The 15,641-nt window shown below is 66.4% G+C and carries 18 protein-coding genes; 14 read left to right on the forward strand and 4 right to left on the reverse strand.

From position 1 onward, the window contains the following. Nucleotides 1-204 precede the first annotated feature (204 nt). Both ACFWP3_RS04280 and ACFWP3_RS04285 read left to right on the forward strand, forming a co-directional pair. On the forward strand, nucleotides 205-1,251 hold the full coding sequence (locus ACFWP3_RS04280) for a LacI family DNA-binding transcriptional regulator (RefSeq protein ID WP_384215989.1): 1,047 nt from the start codon (nucleotides 205-207) through the stop codon (nucleotides 1,249-1,251). Nucleotides 1,252-1,273: 22 nt separating this feature from the next. After that, on the forward strand, nucleotides 1,274-2,293 hold the full coding sequence (locus ACFWP3_RS04285) for an ROK family protein (protein WP_384215991.1): 1,020 nt from the start codon (nucleotides 1,274-1,276) through the stop codon (nucleotides 2,291-2,293). Here the strand turns inward: ACFWP3_RS04285 and ACFWP3_RS04290 are convergent. After that, entirely contained in the window at nucleotides 2,283-3,278 is a 996-nt protein-coding gene (locus ACFWP3_RS04290; protein WP_384215993.1) for a TAXI family TRAP transporter solute-binding subunit, read from the reverse strand. The genes ACFWP3_RS04285 and ACFWP3_RS04290 overlap by 11 nt on opposite strands. Before the next feature lie 96 nt (nucleotides 3,279-3,374). On the opposite strand from ACFWP3_RS04290, the gene ACFWP3_RS04295 reads away from it, so the two are divergent. Continuing rightward, nucleotides 3,375-3,497, forward strand: coding sequence for a hypothetical protein (locus tag ACFWP3_RS04295; protein WP_384216152.1), 123 nt, complete (start codon nucleotides 3,375-3,377; stop codon nucleotides 3,495-3,497). 237 nt (nucleotides 3,498-3,734) lie between these two features. On the opposite strand, the gene ACFWP3_RS04300 is transcribed toward ACFWP3_RS04295, so the two are convergent. After that, complete coding sequence (locus ACFWP3_RS04300) at nucleotides 3,735-4,070, reverse strand: HNH endonuclease signature motif containing protein (RefSeq protein ID WP_384215995.1); 336 nt, start codon at nucleotides 4,068-4,070, stop codon at nucleotides 3,735-3,737. Between the two features lie 729 nt (nucleotides 4,071-4,799). On the opposite strand from ACFWP3_RS04300, the gene ACFWP3_RS04305 reads away from it, so the two are divergent. Both ACFWP3_RS04305 and ACFWP3_RS04310 read left to right on the forward strand, forming a co-directional pair. Beyond that, a complete protein-coding gene (locus ACFWP3_RS04305) occupies nucleotides 4,800-5,000 on the forward strand; it encodes a hypothetical protein (RefSeq protein WP_384215997.1) in 201 nt (66 codons plus the stop codon). 11 nt (nucleotides 5,001-5,011) lie between these two features. Beyond that, nucleotides 5,012-5,419, forward strand: a complete 408-nt coding sequence (locus ACFWP3_RS04310; RefSeq protein WP_384215999.1) for a DUF3761 domain-containing protein — start codon at nucleotides 5,012-5,014, stop codon at nucleotides 5,417-5,419. Between the two features lie 182 nt (nucleotides 5,420-5,601). On the opposite strand, the gene ACFWP3_RS04315 is transcribed toward ACFWP3_RS04310, so the two are convergent. Further along, nucleotides 5,602-5,796, reverse strand: a complete 195-nt coding sequence (locus tag ACFWP3_RS04315; RefSeq protein WP_384216001.1) for a hypothetical protein — start codon at nucleotides 5,794-5,796, stop codon at nucleotides 5,602-5,604. Nucleotides 5,797-5,971: 175 nt separating this feature from the next. Between ACFWP3_RS04315 and ACFWP3_RS04320 the strand changes: the two genes are divergently transcribed. The 7 genes from ACFWP3_RS04320 to ACFWP3_RS04350 all read left to right on the forward strand — a co-directional run bounded on the left by ACFWP3_RS04320 (nucleotide 5,972) and on the right by ACFWP3_RS04350 (nucleotide 11,744). Next, nucleotides 5,972-6,721, forward strand: a complete 750-nt coding sequence (locus ACFWP3_RS04320; protein WP_384216003.1) for a DUF6879 family protein — start codon at nucleotides 5,972-5,974, stop codon at nucleotides 6,719-6,721. A gap of 30 nt (nucleotides 6,722-6,751) precedes the next feature. Beyond that, nucleotides 6,752-7,600 carry a helix-turn-helix domain-containing protein gene (locus ACFWP3_RS04325; protein ID WP_384216005.1) on the forward strand — a complete coding sequence of 283 codons (849 nt, stop codon included), beginning with the start codon at nucleotides 6,752-6,754 and terminating at the stop codon, nucleotides 7,598-7,600. Nucleotides 7,601-7,910: 310 nt separating this feature from the next. Beyond that, a complete protein-coding gene (locus ACFWP3_RS04330) occupies nucleotides 7,911-8,090 on the forward strand; it encodes a hypothetical protein (RefSeq protein ID WP_384216007.1) in 180 nt (59 codons plus the stop codon). Next, on the forward strand, nucleotides 8,087-9,028 hold the full coding sequence (locus ACFWP3_RS04335) for a hypothetical protein (protein ID WP_384216009.1): 942 nt from the start codon (nucleotides 8,087-8,089) through the stop codon (nucleotides 9,026-9,028). Before ACFWP3_RS04330 ends, ACFWP3_RS04335 begins: the two co-directional genes overlap by 4 nt. Before the next feature lie 42 nt (nucleotides 9,029-9,070). Continuing rightward, complete coding sequence (locus ACFWP3_RS04340) at nucleotides 9,071-10,183, forward strand: hypothetical protein (RefSeq protein WP_384216011.1); 1,113 nt, start codon at nucleotides 9,071-9,073, stop codon at nucleotides 10,181-10,183. A gap of 644 nt (nucleotides 10,184-10,827) precedes the next feature. Continuing rightward, the gene (locus tag ACFWP3_RS04345; protein WP_384216013.1) at nucleotides 10,828-11,493 is read left to right on the forward strand and encodes a hypothetical protein; all 666 of its coding nucleotides are present in this window, start codon (nucleotides 10,828-10,830) and stop codon (nucleotides 11,491-11,493) included. Nucleotides 11,494-11,504: 11 nt separating this feature from the next. Next, nucleotides 11,505-11,744, forward strand: a complete 240-nt coding sequence (locus ACFWP3_RS04350; RefSeq protein WP_384216015.1) for a hypothetical protein — start codon at nucleotides 11,505-11,507, stop codon at nucleotides 11,742-11,744. 714 nt (nucleotides 11,745-12,458) lie between these two features. On the opposite strand, the gene ACFWP3_RS04355 is transcribed toward ACFWP3_RS04350, so the two are convergent. After that, complete coding sequence (locus ACFWP3_RS04355; protein ID WP_384216017.1) at nucleotides 12,459-13,241, reverse strand: tyrosine-type recombinase/integrase; 783 nt, start codon at nucleotides 13,239-13,241, stop codon at nucleotides 12,459-12,461. On the opposite strand from ACFWP3_RS04355, the gene miaB reads away from it, so the two are divergent. Continuing rightward, a complete protein-coding gene (gene miaB / locus ACFWP3_RS04360) occupies nucleotides 13,240-14,730 on the forward strand; it encodes a tRNA (N6-isopentenyl adenosine(37)-C2)-methylthiotransferase MiaB (protein WP_384216019.1) in 1,491 nt (496 codons plus the stop codon). The genes ACFWP3_RS04355 and miaB overlap by 2 nt on opposite strands. Nucleotides 14,731-14,764: 34 nt before the next feature. After that, a complete protein-coding gene (locus ACFWP3_RS04365) occupies nucleotides 14,765-15,487 on the forward strand; it encodes a hypothetical protein (protein ID WP_384216021.1) in 723 nt (240 codons plus the stop codon). Nucleotides 15,488-15,641 lie beyond the last annotated feature (154 nt).

Here is a 15,641-nt window from a genome sequence, read left to right on the forward strand (position 1 = left end):
CGGGCGAGCCACAACCTGCCGGGGCGGAGGTGGAAAGTCAACAGGGCCTCGGCCTTGTGTACTTATGCGCTTGAGCCCTGTTGACACAAGGGTTCCGGCCATCAGAACCTGTGGGAACTAATGCGCTTTAGCTGTGACCGGCCGCAGGGAACCGCGCGGAATGGGACAGCGGTATTTCGGAAGTCACCGAAGGACGAGGCAGGCATGGCTCGCAGACCCACCATCAAGGACATAGCCCGCCGGGCCGGAGTATCGGAGAGCGCCGTCTCCTTCGCGCTCAACGACCGGCCCGGCGTCTCCGACGCCACCCGCGCCCGGATCCGCCGCGTCGCCGAAGAGCTCGGCTGGCAGCCCAACAGCGCCGCCCGCGCCCTGTCCGGCGAACGCTCCGGAGCCGTCGGGCTGGTCCTCGCGCGGCCCGCGCACACGCTCGGCGTCGAGTCCTTCTTCCTCCAGCTCGTCTCCGGCATCCAGGAGGTCCTCTCCGCCGCCCGGACCGCCCTGCTGTTCCAGGTCGTCGAGGACATCGACGCCGAGTGCGCCGTCTACCGCCGCTGGTGGGCCGAGCGGCGGGTCGACGGCGTCCTCGTCGTCGACCCGCGCGTCCACGATCCGCGCCCCGCGCTGCTCGCGGAGCTGGCCCTGCCCGCGGTCATGGTCGGCGAGGGGGACCTCTCCCGCGCCGAGGCCGCCGTCTCCTCGGTCCGCGCCGACGACGCCGGCGCGATGACCCGCATCCTCGACCACCTCCACGGCCTCGGCCACCGCCGGATCGTCCACGTCGCGGGCCTGCCCGGCCTCGCCCACACGGCCCGCCGGATCGAGGCGCTGCGCACCGAGGCCGCGCGGCGCGGGCTCGGCCCCGACCGGGTGCGCTCCGTGGTCACCGACTACTCCGACGCCGAGGGCGCGGCGGCCACCCGCCGGGTCCTCGGCGAGCCCGGGCCGCCCACCGCACTCGTCTACGACAACGACGTGATGGCCGTCGCCGGGATCGCGGTCGCCGCCGAGCTCGGCATCCCCGTGCCCGGCCGGCTCTCCGTGGTGGCCTGGGACGACTCCGCGCTGTGCCGGGTCACCCACCCCAGGCTCACCGCGCTCGTACGGGACACCGCGGGCTTCGGCCGGCTCGCCGCCGAGGAGCTCCTCGCCGTCCTCGCGGGACGGCCCCCCGCGGTGCGCACGAGCGAGCAGCCGCGGCTGGAGCCCCGCGAGAGTACGGCGCCGCCGGCGGCGCATACTGAATCCTGACCCCTTGCCTGGAGCCGCCACCGTGACCACCCCCACCGCCCCCTTCCCCACCCCGCGAGCCGGCACCCCGGCCGCGGGCCTGACGGTGGCGATCGACATCGGCGGGACGAAGATCGCCGGGGCGCTCGTGCACCCCGACGGCACCATGACGGCTACCACCCGCCGCCCCACCCCGCGCGGCGGGGACGCGGAGACCGTGATGGCGGCGGTCACCGAGGTCATCGCCGAACTGTCCGGCTCCCCGCTGTGGCCCTCCGCGGCCCGCTGCGGGATCGGCAGCGCCGGCCCGGTGGACTCCTCCCGGGGGACGGTCAGCCCGGTCAACATCGGGGCCTGGCGGGAGTTCCCCGTCCAGGCCCGGATCACCGCGGAGCTCGCGGCGCGCGGCGCCGACGTCCCGGCCGTGCTGGCCGGCGACGGCGTGGCGATGACCGCGGCGGAGCACTGGCTGGGAGCGGCCCGGGGCCACGCGAACGCCCTGTGCATGGTGGTCTCCACCGGTGTCGGCGGCGGCCTCATCCTGAACAACCAGCTCCACCCCGGCCCCACCGGCAACGCGGGCCACATCGGCCACATCAGCGTCGCCTTCGACGGCGACCCCTGCGTCTGCGGCAGCCGCGGCTGCGTCGAGTCGATCGCCTCCGGCACCGCCATCGCCGACTGGGCCCGCGCCCAGGGCTGGACCCCGGCCGAGCCCGGGGGCGACGCCACGGCCGCCGGAGTGGCCGCCGCCGCCGAGGCCGGGGACCCGGTCGCGCAGGCAGCCTTCGACCGGGCGGGCCGCGCCCTGGCGGCGGCCATCGCCGCCACCGCGACCCTCGTCGAGACGGACATCGCGGTCATCGGCGGAGGCGTCGCGGCCTGCGGCGAGACCCTCTTCGCCCCGATCCGGAGCCACCTCGCCGACTACGCCACGCTGTCCTTCGTACAGGGCCTGACCGTGGTCCCGGCGAGTCTGGGCACGCACGCGGGCCTGATCGGCGCGGCCGCCGCGGCGACCATGCTGCTGCCCCAGGCCGGTACCCCGACCGCTACGGCTTGACCGAACGGTAGTAGCGCCGCGCACCCTCGTGCAGGTCCAGCGGATCGGTGTAGATCGCGGTCCGCAGGTCCACCAGCTGCGCCGCGTGCACCTCGCCCCCGATCTCGTCGCGGCTGTCGAGCACCGTCCGGGTGAACTGCTCGGTCAGCCCGGGGTCCGTGTCCTCCGTGGTCACCAGCAGGTTCGGCACGGCCAGCGTGGACACCGCGCTGGTGTTGCGGGCCCGCGCGTACGCGTCCTGCGGCATCACCGCCGCCCGGTAGTAGCGCGCCGGGCTTCCGCTTCCCTGCAGCTGCTCCACCAGGTCGCCGAGCTGCACGAGCCGGATGTCGTACCGCTCCGACAGCTCGCGCACGGCGTTCGTCGGCAGGCCGCCCGACCAGAAGAAGGCGTCGATCCGCCCGGCCTCCAGCTCGGCCGGCATGGTGTCGATGCCGATGGACACCGGGGTGATGTCGCGCACCGGGTCCAGCCCGGCCGCCGTCAGCAGCCGCTCCGCGATGAGCCGCACCCCGGATCCCGGCTGGCCTATGGCCACCCGCTTGCCCTTCAGGTCCCGCGCCGACTGCACCGGGGAGCCGGCCGGCACCACCAGCTGCACGTAGTCGTCGTAGAGCCGCGCGACCCCGCGCAGCGAGTCCGCCCCGGGCTTCCCGTCCTGCCGGTACTTGGCCACCGCGTCCGCCGTCGCCACCGTGAAATCCGCCTCCCCGGCGGTCACCCGCTGAAGGTTCTGCTGCGAGCCCTCGCTCGTCTGCAGCCGCACCTTCACCCCGGGCATGTCCTGCCGCAGCCGCTGCTCCAGCAGCTCTCCGTAGCGGTGGTAGACCCCGGTCCTGACGCCCGTGCTGAAGGCCAGCTCCCCCTTGAGCTCCGGCTCCCCGAAGGGTTTCAGCCACCAGACCAGGACGCCGAGCAGGGCGAGTACGGCCACCAGGGCCCGCAGGGCGTGGCGCCTGCTGATCCGGGGCGGTACGTGAGGCATGGCCGCGATCCTGCCACCCGCCCGCCGTCCTGTCACGGCGCGGGCCGCCGCCCCCGGGCGGCCGGAGGCCCTCCGGGCACCGCCTACCCTTGTTCCATGACCAGCAGCAGCGACCGGAGCACGGCAGTGGACGTCAAGGGAACATACGAGGTGCGCACCTACGGGTGCCAGATGAACGTGCACGACTCCGAGCGGCATCCGCACGTACCGTGCGTTTGAGTTCATCCTAGGCCGTTCTGACGCACGGTCCCACACAGGCCGCTGACACACTTTCCGTACACCATCTCTCGCTCTTCGGAGTCAGCCCCAAAGGGTGCACGATTCCTGCATGACCATGCATTGCCCACCGCATGGGTCTCCACTGCTGCGTATGGGCATACGAATGAACCCCCGTGGTCTTCCACAGGGGTTCGATGTGTGTCCGGGGCCAATAGATCACGCGTTGGTCGTGCGGTTTCATGCGGTCGCGTGCAATTTCTTGTCGGCCTCATTCTCCTTCGGGGTCTTCCACGCGAGATTTGAGGCGCGGTTGTCCTGGTTGTCGCCGTTCAAGTGGGCGGCATGGTGTTTCGGGTGCGGTTTCTCCCCGTGGAAAGCCAGCGCTACGAGGTAGTGGACGTACCGGGTGACGATGTTCCCGGACGAGTCTTTGACGCACACATGCAGGTAACCCTTGGGGTTGGGGCTCGACTTGAGCCATGCCGGTACGCCGTGCCTGCCCGGTCCCTGTATCCGGCCGCAGTCCGAGACCAGGTAACCGGGGTAGCCGGGCAGGGTTCTGACGGTGGTCAATCCGCCCTGGTCTGGCCGGTGAGGTTCTGGCGGTGAGGCATGGGTGATCTCCCAACGGTGTGCGGTGAACTCCCCCTGTCTGAACATTACGCGTGACGGCCTGTGCTGAAACCGGGTTGGGTTCCCGCTCGATCATTTTCCGGTGGTTACGCCGGGGCAGCGATCAAGTGCAATGCGTAGGTTGAAATCGATTCAAAGGCCAACCCGCCGCCCACCCTGTCAAAGCGGTGCACGTGGGTCCATGTTTGGCAAGTTGGGTGGAGATATTCAAATTTAACCATGGAATCCCAAGATCGCGGACAAGGGTTTTCGTCATATCGCGCTGCTTCCGTGCACGGGGGTTACGGCCTGAAACAGGCTTTGACCTGCGGCTATGCCCCTGTGGGTGGGGTTTCGGCGCACGTCGCGCCGCCCTACGTGCCTATGGCGTCTCCGGTAGGTCCGTGCATGCCACGCCCGGGAAGTCCTCCGGGAATGCCCGAACCTGCCGCCTGGCCTGCGGTTTTAAATGCCCCGCGATCTACTTTATGTATAGAAGGAGAAAAAAGAGGAGCCGTGAGAGAGTGCTTGTCCGGGGGTGCCCAATGTATGTTGCGGGGCATTTTCGAGAGCACACGCGCTTGCCCAGGTGAGGCCAGTGCGAGTCCCCGCGCCGGGGGGCAGCCTGTGGGCATGGTGTCCATGCTCCGTAGATGGCAGGCTTGGCCGCCAAAGCAGGGGAGGGTGAAGGTGAGTGAGTCCTACTGGGTCGCCGCTCAGGGCGACGCCGTGCACCGGTCCAGAGAGTGTCCGGGGCTGGTGTCTGGGCAGCAGGGCAACGAGGCGCAGGGCATCGCGTCCCAGGATGTGATCGAGTACAGCTCGCAGGCTGAGGCCATCGAGCGGGCCGCCGAGCACCGGATGTGCAGACACGCGAAGTGCGCGCTGTGAGCATGCGTTCCGTGGCCCAGCGGACCGTGAAGATTGCGAAGAAGGTCTGGCATTGGTTCGGCATGGTCTGTGCCGGACTGTTTGTGCTTGTGTTCCCGGCGCTCATGATCTTCGGGATCATCGACGGGATCAAGCGCGACGAACAGGAGGAGCGCGAGAGGCAGGCCAGACTGGCGTCGGTGCCGTCAGCGGCACCCACCACACGTACGCCGATCAACTGGACGTACGAGGGAGCTGTCTGTGCCGACGGGACTCTGTCCTTCTCCATCGGTAAGCAGGGGGCGTGCAGCCACCACGGCGGTGTCGCTGGAAGTTGGGAAGCGGATGACGGTACGCAGGTGATCTGCCGGAACCATCCGCCCCGCACGCAAGAGCAAGTTGACCGGCAGATGGCTAAGTTCGGTCGGATCGTCTGCTAGCGGCGGTGGCAGGGACACTGGCACTTGCGGACGAGCAGGATCGAACCGCCGGAGTACGGCAGGGGTACATCCCGGGATTGACGGCACATCCTGTGAACGTCCTCATAGCCCGCCCGTTCCCCGAGGCGGCACTCGACGGACAGGATCCGCCGTCCGGTCTTCGCGGGCGTGGCCACCGGTCGTCAGTCCTTCGGGCAGGCGACGTGCCGGTACACCACAACGGGGGAACCTGAAGCCCGTTCAAGCTCTCCCCGGCGTACCCGCTCAAGCCGCCCGATCGGCAGCATGCAGGCCGGGCAGGTCTCACCGGAAGGGGCGTACGTCACGTACTCCCACTTGCTCGCGTCGGTCTCGTGCTCATTGATCTTGGCTGCCATGTGTGCTCCCCGCATCGGTCGTGGCTGGCGGTTCGACCGTAGGGGGCGGGAGTTGGGGCAGATAGAGAATATTCTCGGCTATTCTCTCGCGGTCCCCGGGGATGCCTCGACATTCGCATGTCCCAACGGACACGCTCTCCCGTGGGGCAACTTCCGCCGGGAAAGGCGGCGAGTGATGGCGCGACAGTTGAGGTTCAACGGCACGGGGAGCGGCGAGGGAGGGTGCCCATCGGTCCATGAGGACTTGGGCTCGGGCGAGGTGATCGTGCACGGGCCACCGTTGACCGACCCCGAGGACGTCGCCCAGCTCCGGCACCTGGGCGAGGGGGAGGTGGCCGTCGTCGTACCGCGAGAGTTGCTGACCGACTGGACTCCGAAGGATAAGACCCGTCAGGCCCGGATCATTGACCTGGACGCGTTCGGCAAGCTCTTTGAGAACTTCGAGCACACGGCATGGCGACTGGAAACCCGGCGAAGGTACGCGTCCGACGAACTCACTGACACCTATGGCCAGTTCCTCCGGGGCGAGGCCCCTGTGTGGGACCTGGACACGCCGTGGGCCCGAACCATCAAGGAGAAGACCGCAGGCGGCGCAATCGTCGGCCGGGTCCGGATCGTTGACACCCCGACGCCCACCGAGGGACAGCGCTACCTCACCGCGCACGCGGAGAAGAACGAAGCCCTCGGGGAGGACATCCGCAACCTGTCCCGGACGGAGGCCGGCGAGCTCCAACTCCCAGAAGAGGACTTCTGGTTGTTCGACAGCCGACTCGTCGCGCTCCTGCGGTTCGACGGAGACGACAACCTGTTGGACGCCGAGCTGATCACCGAGCCGGCTGAGGTCGTCCGGTACGCCATGGTCCGTGACGCGGCATGGCATCACGCCGTGCCGTACCGGGAGTTCACGGCAGAGCAGGGCAAGTAGAAGCAAGAGCGGGAAACGGAACGGGTACCGGTGAGCACGACCGACTTTCAGAGGGCACGTGAGGAGTTGGGCCGACGGCTGCGCGAAATGCGCTCCGAGAGCCCACACGGGCGTCTCACCGGTACTGCTCTGGCACGGATTCTCGGCTGGCCGCAGTCGAAGATCAGCAAGTTGGAGAACGGACGCCAGACGCCCACCGCCGACGATCTCCGAGCATGGGTCGACGCCACAGGGCACCCCGGGGCGTACGAGGAGCTGCACGCCCGCCTCAGGGGTTTCGAGAGCGAGATCCGGAGTTGGCGGCGGCAGCTCGCCAGAGGACAGCGTCCGGTGCAGGAAGCGCACAACGCCGCACAGGCGAGCGCGAGAGTTCTCCGAGCCTGGGAGTCGTCCTGGGTCGTCGGAGTGCTCCAGACCCCCGACTACGCGCGGGCGATCCTCGGCAGCTTCGCGGAGCTGCACCAGAGCCCTCGGGATATCGAAGGGGCCGTGCGTTCCCGCATGAGGCGGCAAGCGGGCCTGTACGACTCGGGCAAGCAGTATCACATTCTTCTGTGGGAGGGGGCCCTTCACGCCCGGGTATGCCCTCCTGAGGTCCTGGCGGCCCAGCTAGACCGCCTCATGGGAACCGTGGGCATGGATACCGTCCGGCTCGGGATTGTGCCCCTGGACGCCGCCCTGTGCCTTCCGCCGGGCAACGGCTTCTGGATCTATGACGACCGTGTGACCACGGAGACGTGGCACGCGGAGTTTTGGCTTGAAGGCGCGGACACCCTGGCCACCCACCTACGGGTGTGGAGGATGCTGCACCAATCTGCCGTGTACGGCGCTGAGGCGCAGCGGGTGATCAGCCGGGTGCGTCGCTCTATCAGCACGTGATCAATGCGGTGCGGTGCGGTGCGGGTCCAGACTCCTGCCACTACTGGCAGTCGTAGTAGGTCCTCGCCCGGCCGCCGAGTGACCCCGCCCCCCGCAAGCGCTGCAAGGGCCTGAGGGTCTACGGCCGAACGTCGTAGCGCCTGCCCTCCCGCGCGGCCCTGGTGATCTAGCGGTTTCACCCTTGCTACCCACAGGTAATGTCCGGATAGCTGTTGCACAAAGCTGCGCTTTGCGGACAGAGCTGGACAAAGCGTGGTACATAGTGTACAATGGGTGGTACAAACGCGTGATCTTGAAAGGAGATCTGGAAATGCCCAAGACATCAGCACCGGGAAGCCGGTGGGAGCAGTTCCACACCGTGCGGCTGGACAAGCCGCTGTGGGAAGCCATGACCGAGGCAGCGAAAGCGGAGGACCGCCGCCCCACCAACATGATCCACCGGGCCCTGAAAGAGTGGCTCCGCGAGCATGGCCACGACGGCCGACTATGAACGAAGACGATCTATACCGCGACTTCGCGGCTTACGCGGACGTGGTCTACCGGTTCGACCACAAGGGCTCCCAGGACCTGTATGCGGGCGTCTGCCGCGACGGTCCGGCCGATACGGTCATGTACCGCACGGACAGACTGAGGGACCGCCTACAAGCCCGCAGGTTCCGCCTCGTGCACTGGGGCGACGCGTTCGCGACGACCGGTCTCTACCGCACCACGGACAACCGCCGTCGCTCGAACTGGGCAGGGGCATGGACCGCCTCGGCGGACATTGACACCCCCAGACCCCTGGACGTGGTGCTCAAAGAGTGCGACTGGCTCGGGCTGCCGCCCACGATGGTCGTCGAATCATCGCCCGACCGTTGGCATGTGTACTTCGGACTTCGTGACCTCCTGACCGACGTAGTCGCTCTGCAAGAGCTGAACTCCCGACTGGTCGCCGCTCTGGACGCCGACCCCAGTGGTTTCGACGCGACACAGCTACTCCGCCCCCCGGTGGGTTCTCGGGCCAAATACGGCGGATGGCGACCGCGTATCGCTCTCCATGAGCCGCAGCGCCGGTACGGACTGACTGAGGTTCAGGAAGCCCTCGCAGAGCACTCGCCGGCCTCGACGGCCTGGCGCAGTGCCAACGGGCCCGAGGTGGTCCCCAGCTTCCCTGTGGAAGCGCTGCTCCTGCATGAAGTGCCCGCCGTGGCAACCTGGTTGCCTGATTGGGCAACGACCCTTCTGGTCGACGGCTGCGCCGACCGATCCTCCGGCCGCTATCGAGTTGTCCGCCAACTCAAGCGCCAGGGTACCGACCTGGATACGTTGACCGCACTCATTCTTGGTTCGCCCCTCGGGAAGTACAGCCGGGGTGAGTCGAATTGGAAATCTCCCGAGCGTGTCGCACAGGACGTGGCCAGGATCTACTACCGGGCCAACGACATCTAACCGCCCTCACCTTGGAGGTGTGCAGGAAGGAAGCCACCATTGTTGCCATGGAATCGCGCGAAAGAGCTATACAACAAGATCCTACCCGGAGCCGATCCGGGATCACTAGCGTTTGATCTGGCCGTTGCTGTCAGCGCGGACGCCCGATGCGAACACAAACCGCTGATGGGCATAACAGTCAACCCGCCATCATCCGGTAAGACGGTGTCACAGGAGTTCACCCCCCGCGACAGGGTAGTTGGCGATGTCACCAAAGCCGGAATCTTCGGGGCTGAAATCGACAGCAAGACGAAAGAGGTCAGGCCGACAGGCATTTTGGCTCAACTCGGCAACGGCTGTGAGGCAGTCGTCCATGTGCCTGACATCAGCCAACTCGTCGCCAACTCCGCAGTCAAAGAAGACATCTACGCATTGTTGCGGGATGTCCACGACGGCCACGCGGTGCGTACTTTCAACGGCGTTGACATCCAGTGGAGTGGGCGTGTCTCTTTTTGCGTCTGCGCCACGGGTGTCGGCGTCGACCAGCCTGTGACTGGCCTGGGGGAGAGGTTCATCTACTACAGGCCCTTTCCGGGATCCCTGGCCTGGCGTGAAGCCCGCAAGATTCGCGATAACTCTCCTGCGGTAAAGACGGAGTTGAAGCGAATCTGTAAAGAGCTTGTCAAGCTTGGCCGGGAAAACTACGTGAATACCAAGCTGCCAGACGATCTAGATCATTTGATCGAGGACTGCGCTGACTTCACAGCTATGGCTCGCACAGCAGTTCCCCGTGATCGCTACTACCGCGACGTGAACGGACCCGTGGAGCGGGAAGAGCCTTTCCGCTTGGCTAACTGCTTTGAAATTGTGGGCCGCTCGCTACTTGCGATGGGTGTACCGGAAGCCGAGGTCGCCGAAGTGGTCCGCCGAGTTGCTACGTCAACTGTGGTTCCCGCACTACGTCTTGACCTTATCCGCGCGGTCCATCTCGATGGCGTACATGAACGCTTTACGACTTATCTGGACGTGAAGCGCACCACAACCGACCGGACCCTAGAGGACCTTGTGCAAGCTGGTGTCTTCTACGAAGTGCCGGGCGGTCGAGGGCGCGGGAACTACGCCCATTACTACCTCACTGAGGAATTCAAGACGTTCGCAAGTAACGTTTTGATCTAGTAAGTCAGCGGGGCGCTCCCGACGCCCCGCTCCTACCCCCTCCTACTGGCTTCGATGCCATGGGAGTTGAAGATGTCAGCTAAGAAAGAGGGCGGAATTGAGATCATGATCAGAGATGGAACAAGACGCAGCAACATCAACACCATGGAACAGCTATCCGGACTGGGATTGGATGAACGGGCCGGACCCGAACCATACAGACATCTCGCCAGACAATCCGCGCTGCGACTACGCGGAATGCGATCTACCGGCGTGCGTGACGCAGAGACGGAACGAAGAAATCCACCGTCACCTCACACGTTGTGGAGAGCGGGGCGTCCGGGGAATCCTCGTAAAGGGGATGTGTAGGCACTATGAATCCTGACCGCCTAGCGGAATGCGTTATTTGTCGAAGGGGTCGCAAGATCAAAAGCTACTACTCGGAGCCTGTCCGCAATAAAGAGAACGCCGAGCTGCACTTTTATGAATGCCCGTCATGTGGCGTCCCGTTCCGCAAGTTTTGGTCCACAAGCCATGTGGACCAAGCTCAAGCCGCTCTCGATGATGCCCACTTGCCGGCTCGGTTCAGCAAGGCAAGGGACCCGTACGAGGTGCAACGGAGTAAGCGCAGAAGACAGGAAGGTAGCCAAGAAAGGAAAAGGGCAGTGACAGCAAAGAGATCATTTAAGAAAGAGGGCGAGGCGGAGCTGGGAAAGATCACCATTCCCATTTCGCCACCTGACGGGTTCACATGGCCCGTAGACGGCCTGAAGCGTCCTCGGTGGGTAGATGTGCCAGGGTCGGTCTTGTCGGGCCTACAGGTCACCACTGACGGCACGGTGAGGGTCAATCCAGCGGTGCCGTACCCGCCACATCTGACGGACGAGTGGCTGAACAAGTTCGATACGGCAACCGCGACCTACGGCACGTTTCTCAAAATGGGTGACGAGAGCACTCGCTACGGCAGGTGGATGCTGGTCTACTCAGCCATGACCGGCGCTGATCTTGATTTGGTTCGGGCCTGCGGAATGGCTGTGATCCGAGAAGATCCAACACGCCATGATCACTGGACTAACCTCAAGGGTTTGACGACGGCCCTAAAAGGTGACGCTCCGCTGCCGGAGCCGTATGACGTGACCTCCTGTGAAAATCATTTCCATAACGTTGATGGATGGATCAAGCGCGGTTTGGACGGAGCGCAGCGGTGTATCGGCAAGGTGTGTTTGATACCTGACGGCAAGGGTGGTATCCATCGCAAGAAGGAAAGATTCTCCGGGCCGAAAAGCGTCACTTACCATCCCCCCACCGGAGCGACAGACAAGGAATACTAGGAGTAGCGATTATGACTAAGAAGTATGTCGACCCTCGGAAGAGGGAAGTTGAGCAGTATCCATGGGACTACCTCCAGGAGCTGTCCCGGGAAAACCCGGCGCTCCTTGCCGAGTTGAGGGAAGCAGGACACTTCGAGCTTGCGATTGCCGAGCATTTGGAGGAGCGGGCCGCCAATAGAACCTACACGCGAAGCAAGGGTGCGGGTCCTGCTGACATGCGGCGCTGGAATGAGCGGGATGGTGCTGAGTGAGGGCGAGTTGACGGAGCGTGGGACATCGTAAAAGACCGCAGGGCCCACTTTCGGGCATTGTCGATGGAATCGAGTTCGATGACCGAGGTTTCCCTGCGGGCTATCTGGACGATCCAGCCGCTTACGGCAGGGTGAAGCGGTGCTGTCACTGCGGTCGCCACAAGCCAATGCATCTGTGGACTGAGTTCGGATGGAAGAACCGGGGACAATATTGCCGGAGTTGTAGGGTCATCGACTCGCGTGAGAGGAGGGCCAAGAAGGCGAAATCTTGATTTCTTGTCAAGAGTGAAGTGAGTCACGGCAGTTCGCCAGGAACTGTCGTGACTTTTTGCGTGCTTCCGCCATCGCGATATGGGAGAGGGTATTTTGTCTCGTTCGGAGCCACCGCCGCCGATGATCATGGTACCTAAATCCCAAATCACCTCAAGTTTCCAGGGTGTATCCACGACCTAGGGTCCCCTTTCTGTGTCTGTGAAGTCTTTTCGTCTTCGATTCGAAGATTGCCTGCGAGTCGATGATCGAAAGTGTCGATGATTTCACTATGAGGTCGTGGTGACGACACTCGAACCTCTCTCGACCATGCGTTGATCTCATGAACTTGAACTGTGATTGATCTTCGATCCACAACGGACAGCGAACTCAACAGACTTGAGAACGAACCATCTGTCACCACGGTGTGGTGTTGTGGTCAGGGTTTGTGTGGTCTGCGTGTCTCTACTCGTCGAAGAGATCCGAGACCACGTCATCGATGTCACTCTTCGCTACCTGTGCGTAGTAGCCGAGCGTTGTCTTGAGGTCCGCGTGACGCATCTGCCGTCGAGCGATTTCGGGATTGATCCGCTTGTTGACCATCCGCGTGCAATACCAGTGCCTCAGCATGTGGGGAGACAGGTCGATGCCTGCCTTGAGGCCGTAGCGCCGCATCGATTCACGAACTGCCCCCGGGGTGACCACGGTTGGGATGTGGTTGCGGACCCGCTCCGCAAGCCATCCGGGGATGACCACTTCGCCCTGCGTCTTCGCCAACACGAGTTCGCCGGTCTCGTCCCGCTGCCTGTGGACCTTGAGGATGTTGCCTCGAAGATCGCGGGGCTCGACCGCGCAAGCCTCACCGACCCTCAGGCCCGCGTACATCATGAGCAGCGCGTAGAACTCGTACGGGCAGAACGTGAGGGCGAACCTGATCTCTCCCTCTGTGGGGAGGGTGTAGATCCTTGGTATGGCTTTGGGGATCTTGAGTGCGGTGATGCCGGGCACGAGGTCCCGGAACACGGACCGGAGCGCCACGGTGTGCTTGCGGCGGGTGTTCATGTTCGTGACCGACAGCAACCGCTCGTGCAGCATCGGCAACGTGACGTCGCATACCTTTACATCGCTCAGGAGCAACAGGCGCAGCGTCTGAAGGTACGACCGGACCGTAGACTGTCTCACTAGGCGTTCTGCCAGAACCCGCCGCGCGTACCCGTCCACCGTCTCGTCTGGATAGTTGTTGATCATGACCGAACTCCCACGTACTTACGAGGTCCGGACGTACGGCTGCCAGATGAACGTGCACGACTCCGAGCGGCTCTCCGGTCTGCTGGAGGGCGCCGGCTACGTCCGCGCCCCCCAGGGCTCCGACGGCGACGCCGACGTCGTGGTCTTCAACACCTGCGCGGTCCGCGAGAACGCCGACAACAAGCTGTACGGCAACCTCGGCCGGCTCGCCCCGATGAAGACGAAGCGGCCCGGCATGCAGATCGCCGTCGGCGGCTGCCTCGCCCAGAAGGACCGCGACACGATCGTCAAGCGGGCCCCGTGGGTCGACGTCGTCTTCGGCACGCACAACATCGGCAAGCTCCCCGTGCTGCTGGAGCGCGCCCGCGTCCAGGAGGAAGCGCAGGTCGAGATCGCCGAGTCGCTGGAGGCGTTCCCCTCGACGCTGCCGACCCGCCGCGAGTCCGCGTACGCCGCCTGGGTCTCGATCTCCGTCGGCTGCAACAACACCTGCACCTTCTGCATCGTCCCGGCGCTGCGCGGCAAGGAGGAGGACCGCCGTCCCGGTGACATCCTCGCCGAGGTCGAGGCCCTGGTCGCCGAAGGCGTCTCCGAGATCACCCTGCTCGGCCAGAACGTCAACGCCTACGGCTCCGACCTGGGCGACCGCGAGGCCTTCAGCAAGCTGCTGCGCGCCTGCGGGCAGATCGAGGGCCTGGAGCGGGTCCGCTTCACCTCCCCGCACCCGCGCGACTTCACGGACGACGTGATCGCGGCGATGGCCGAGACCCCGAACGTGATGCCGCAGCTGCACATGCCGCTGCAGTCCGGCTCGGACCCGATCCTCAAGGCGATGCGCCGGTCGTACCGGCAGGAGCGTTTCCTCGGGATCATCGAGAAGGTCCGCGCCGCGATCCCGCACGCGGCGATCTCCACCGACATCATCGTGGGCTTCCCGGGTGAGACGGAGGAGGACTTCCAGCAGACGATGCACACGGTGCGCGAGGCCCGCTTCGCGAGCGCCTTCACCTTCCAGTACTCCAAGCGGCCCGGCACCCCCGCCGCCGACATGGACGGGCAGATCCCCAAGGAGGTCGTGCAGGACCGCTACATGCGCCTGGTCGCCCTCCAGGAGGAGATCTCCTGGGAGGAGAACAAGAAGCAGGTCGGCCGCACGCTGGAGGTCATGGTCGCGGAGGGCGAGGGCCGCAAGGACGGCGCCACCCACCGCCTGTCCGGCCGCGCCCCCGACAACCGCCTCGTCCACTTCACGAAGCCGGACAGGGAGGTCCGGCCGGGCGACGTGGTCACCGTGGACATCACCTACGCCGCCCCGCACCACCTGCTGGCCGAGGGCCCGACCCTGACCGTGCGCCGCACCCGCGCCGGCGACGCCTGGGAGAAGCGCAACGCCGCCCCCGCCCAGCCCGCCGGGGTCATGCTCGGGATCCCGACCCTGGGCGTCCCGGCCCCGCTGCCCGCCGCCACCTCGGGCTGCGCGATCGACTGACCAGCGGCCGCGGACGGCGGCTAGGCTGCGGATCATGCTCGTAGCCGCCGCCGTCTGTCCCGCCCCGCCGCTGCTCGTGCCGGAGGTCGCCTCGGGGGCCGCCGCCGAACTCGGCGACGCCCGCACCGCCTGCTCCGACGCGCTCGCCGTGCTCGCCGCCTCCCGGCCCGACCTGCTCGTCGTGGTCGGAGCCGCCGCCGAGGGCGGCGCGTACGACCAGGGCACCCCCGGCAGCTTCGCCGGGTTCGGCGTGGACCTGACCGTCACCCTCGGCCCCGACCTGGGCGAACCGCCGAGCGGCCACGCCACCGGGGGCACGCTCCCGGCCTCCCTCGCGGTGGCCGGCTGGCTGCTGGGCCAGGCCCGCTGGGCGGCCGCACCCGTCGCCGGCGTGGCCGTCGCCCCGCACCTCCCCCCGAGCGGCTGCGGCCTCCTCGGCGCGGACCTGGGCGGTTCGGCCGAACGCGTGGCCATGCTGGTCCTCGGGGACGGCAGCGCCTGCCGGACCCTGAAGGCCCCCGGCTACCTCGACGAGCGGGCCGCCCCCTTCGACGCGGCCGTCGCCCGGGCGCTGGGCGCCGCCGACGTCGCCGCGCTCGCCGCCCTCGACGCGGAGCTCGCGGCCGAGCTGCAGGCCGCCGGACGGGCCCCCTGGCAGGTCCTGGCGGGCGCCGCCGAGGGCGCGGGGCTCGACGGCCGGCTGCTGTACGAGGACGCGCCGTACGGGGTCGGGTACTTCGTCGCCGCCTGGTCCTAGCCGCCGTACCGGCACCGCCCGGGCCCGCGCCGCGCACACCGCCGGGGCCCGGGAACGACGGAGGGGCGGGGGGGGGGGGGGGGGGGGGGGGGGCCGCCCCCCCCCCGGGGCGCGAGCGACCCGGGCGGCGGCCGGGGCCGGGAGCGCCCCCCCC

The sequence above is a fragment of the Streptomyces sp. NPDC058525 genome, assembly GCF_042719495.1.
Lineage (GTDB): Bacteria > Actinomycetota > Actinomycetes > Streptomycetales > Streptomycetaceae > Streptomyces.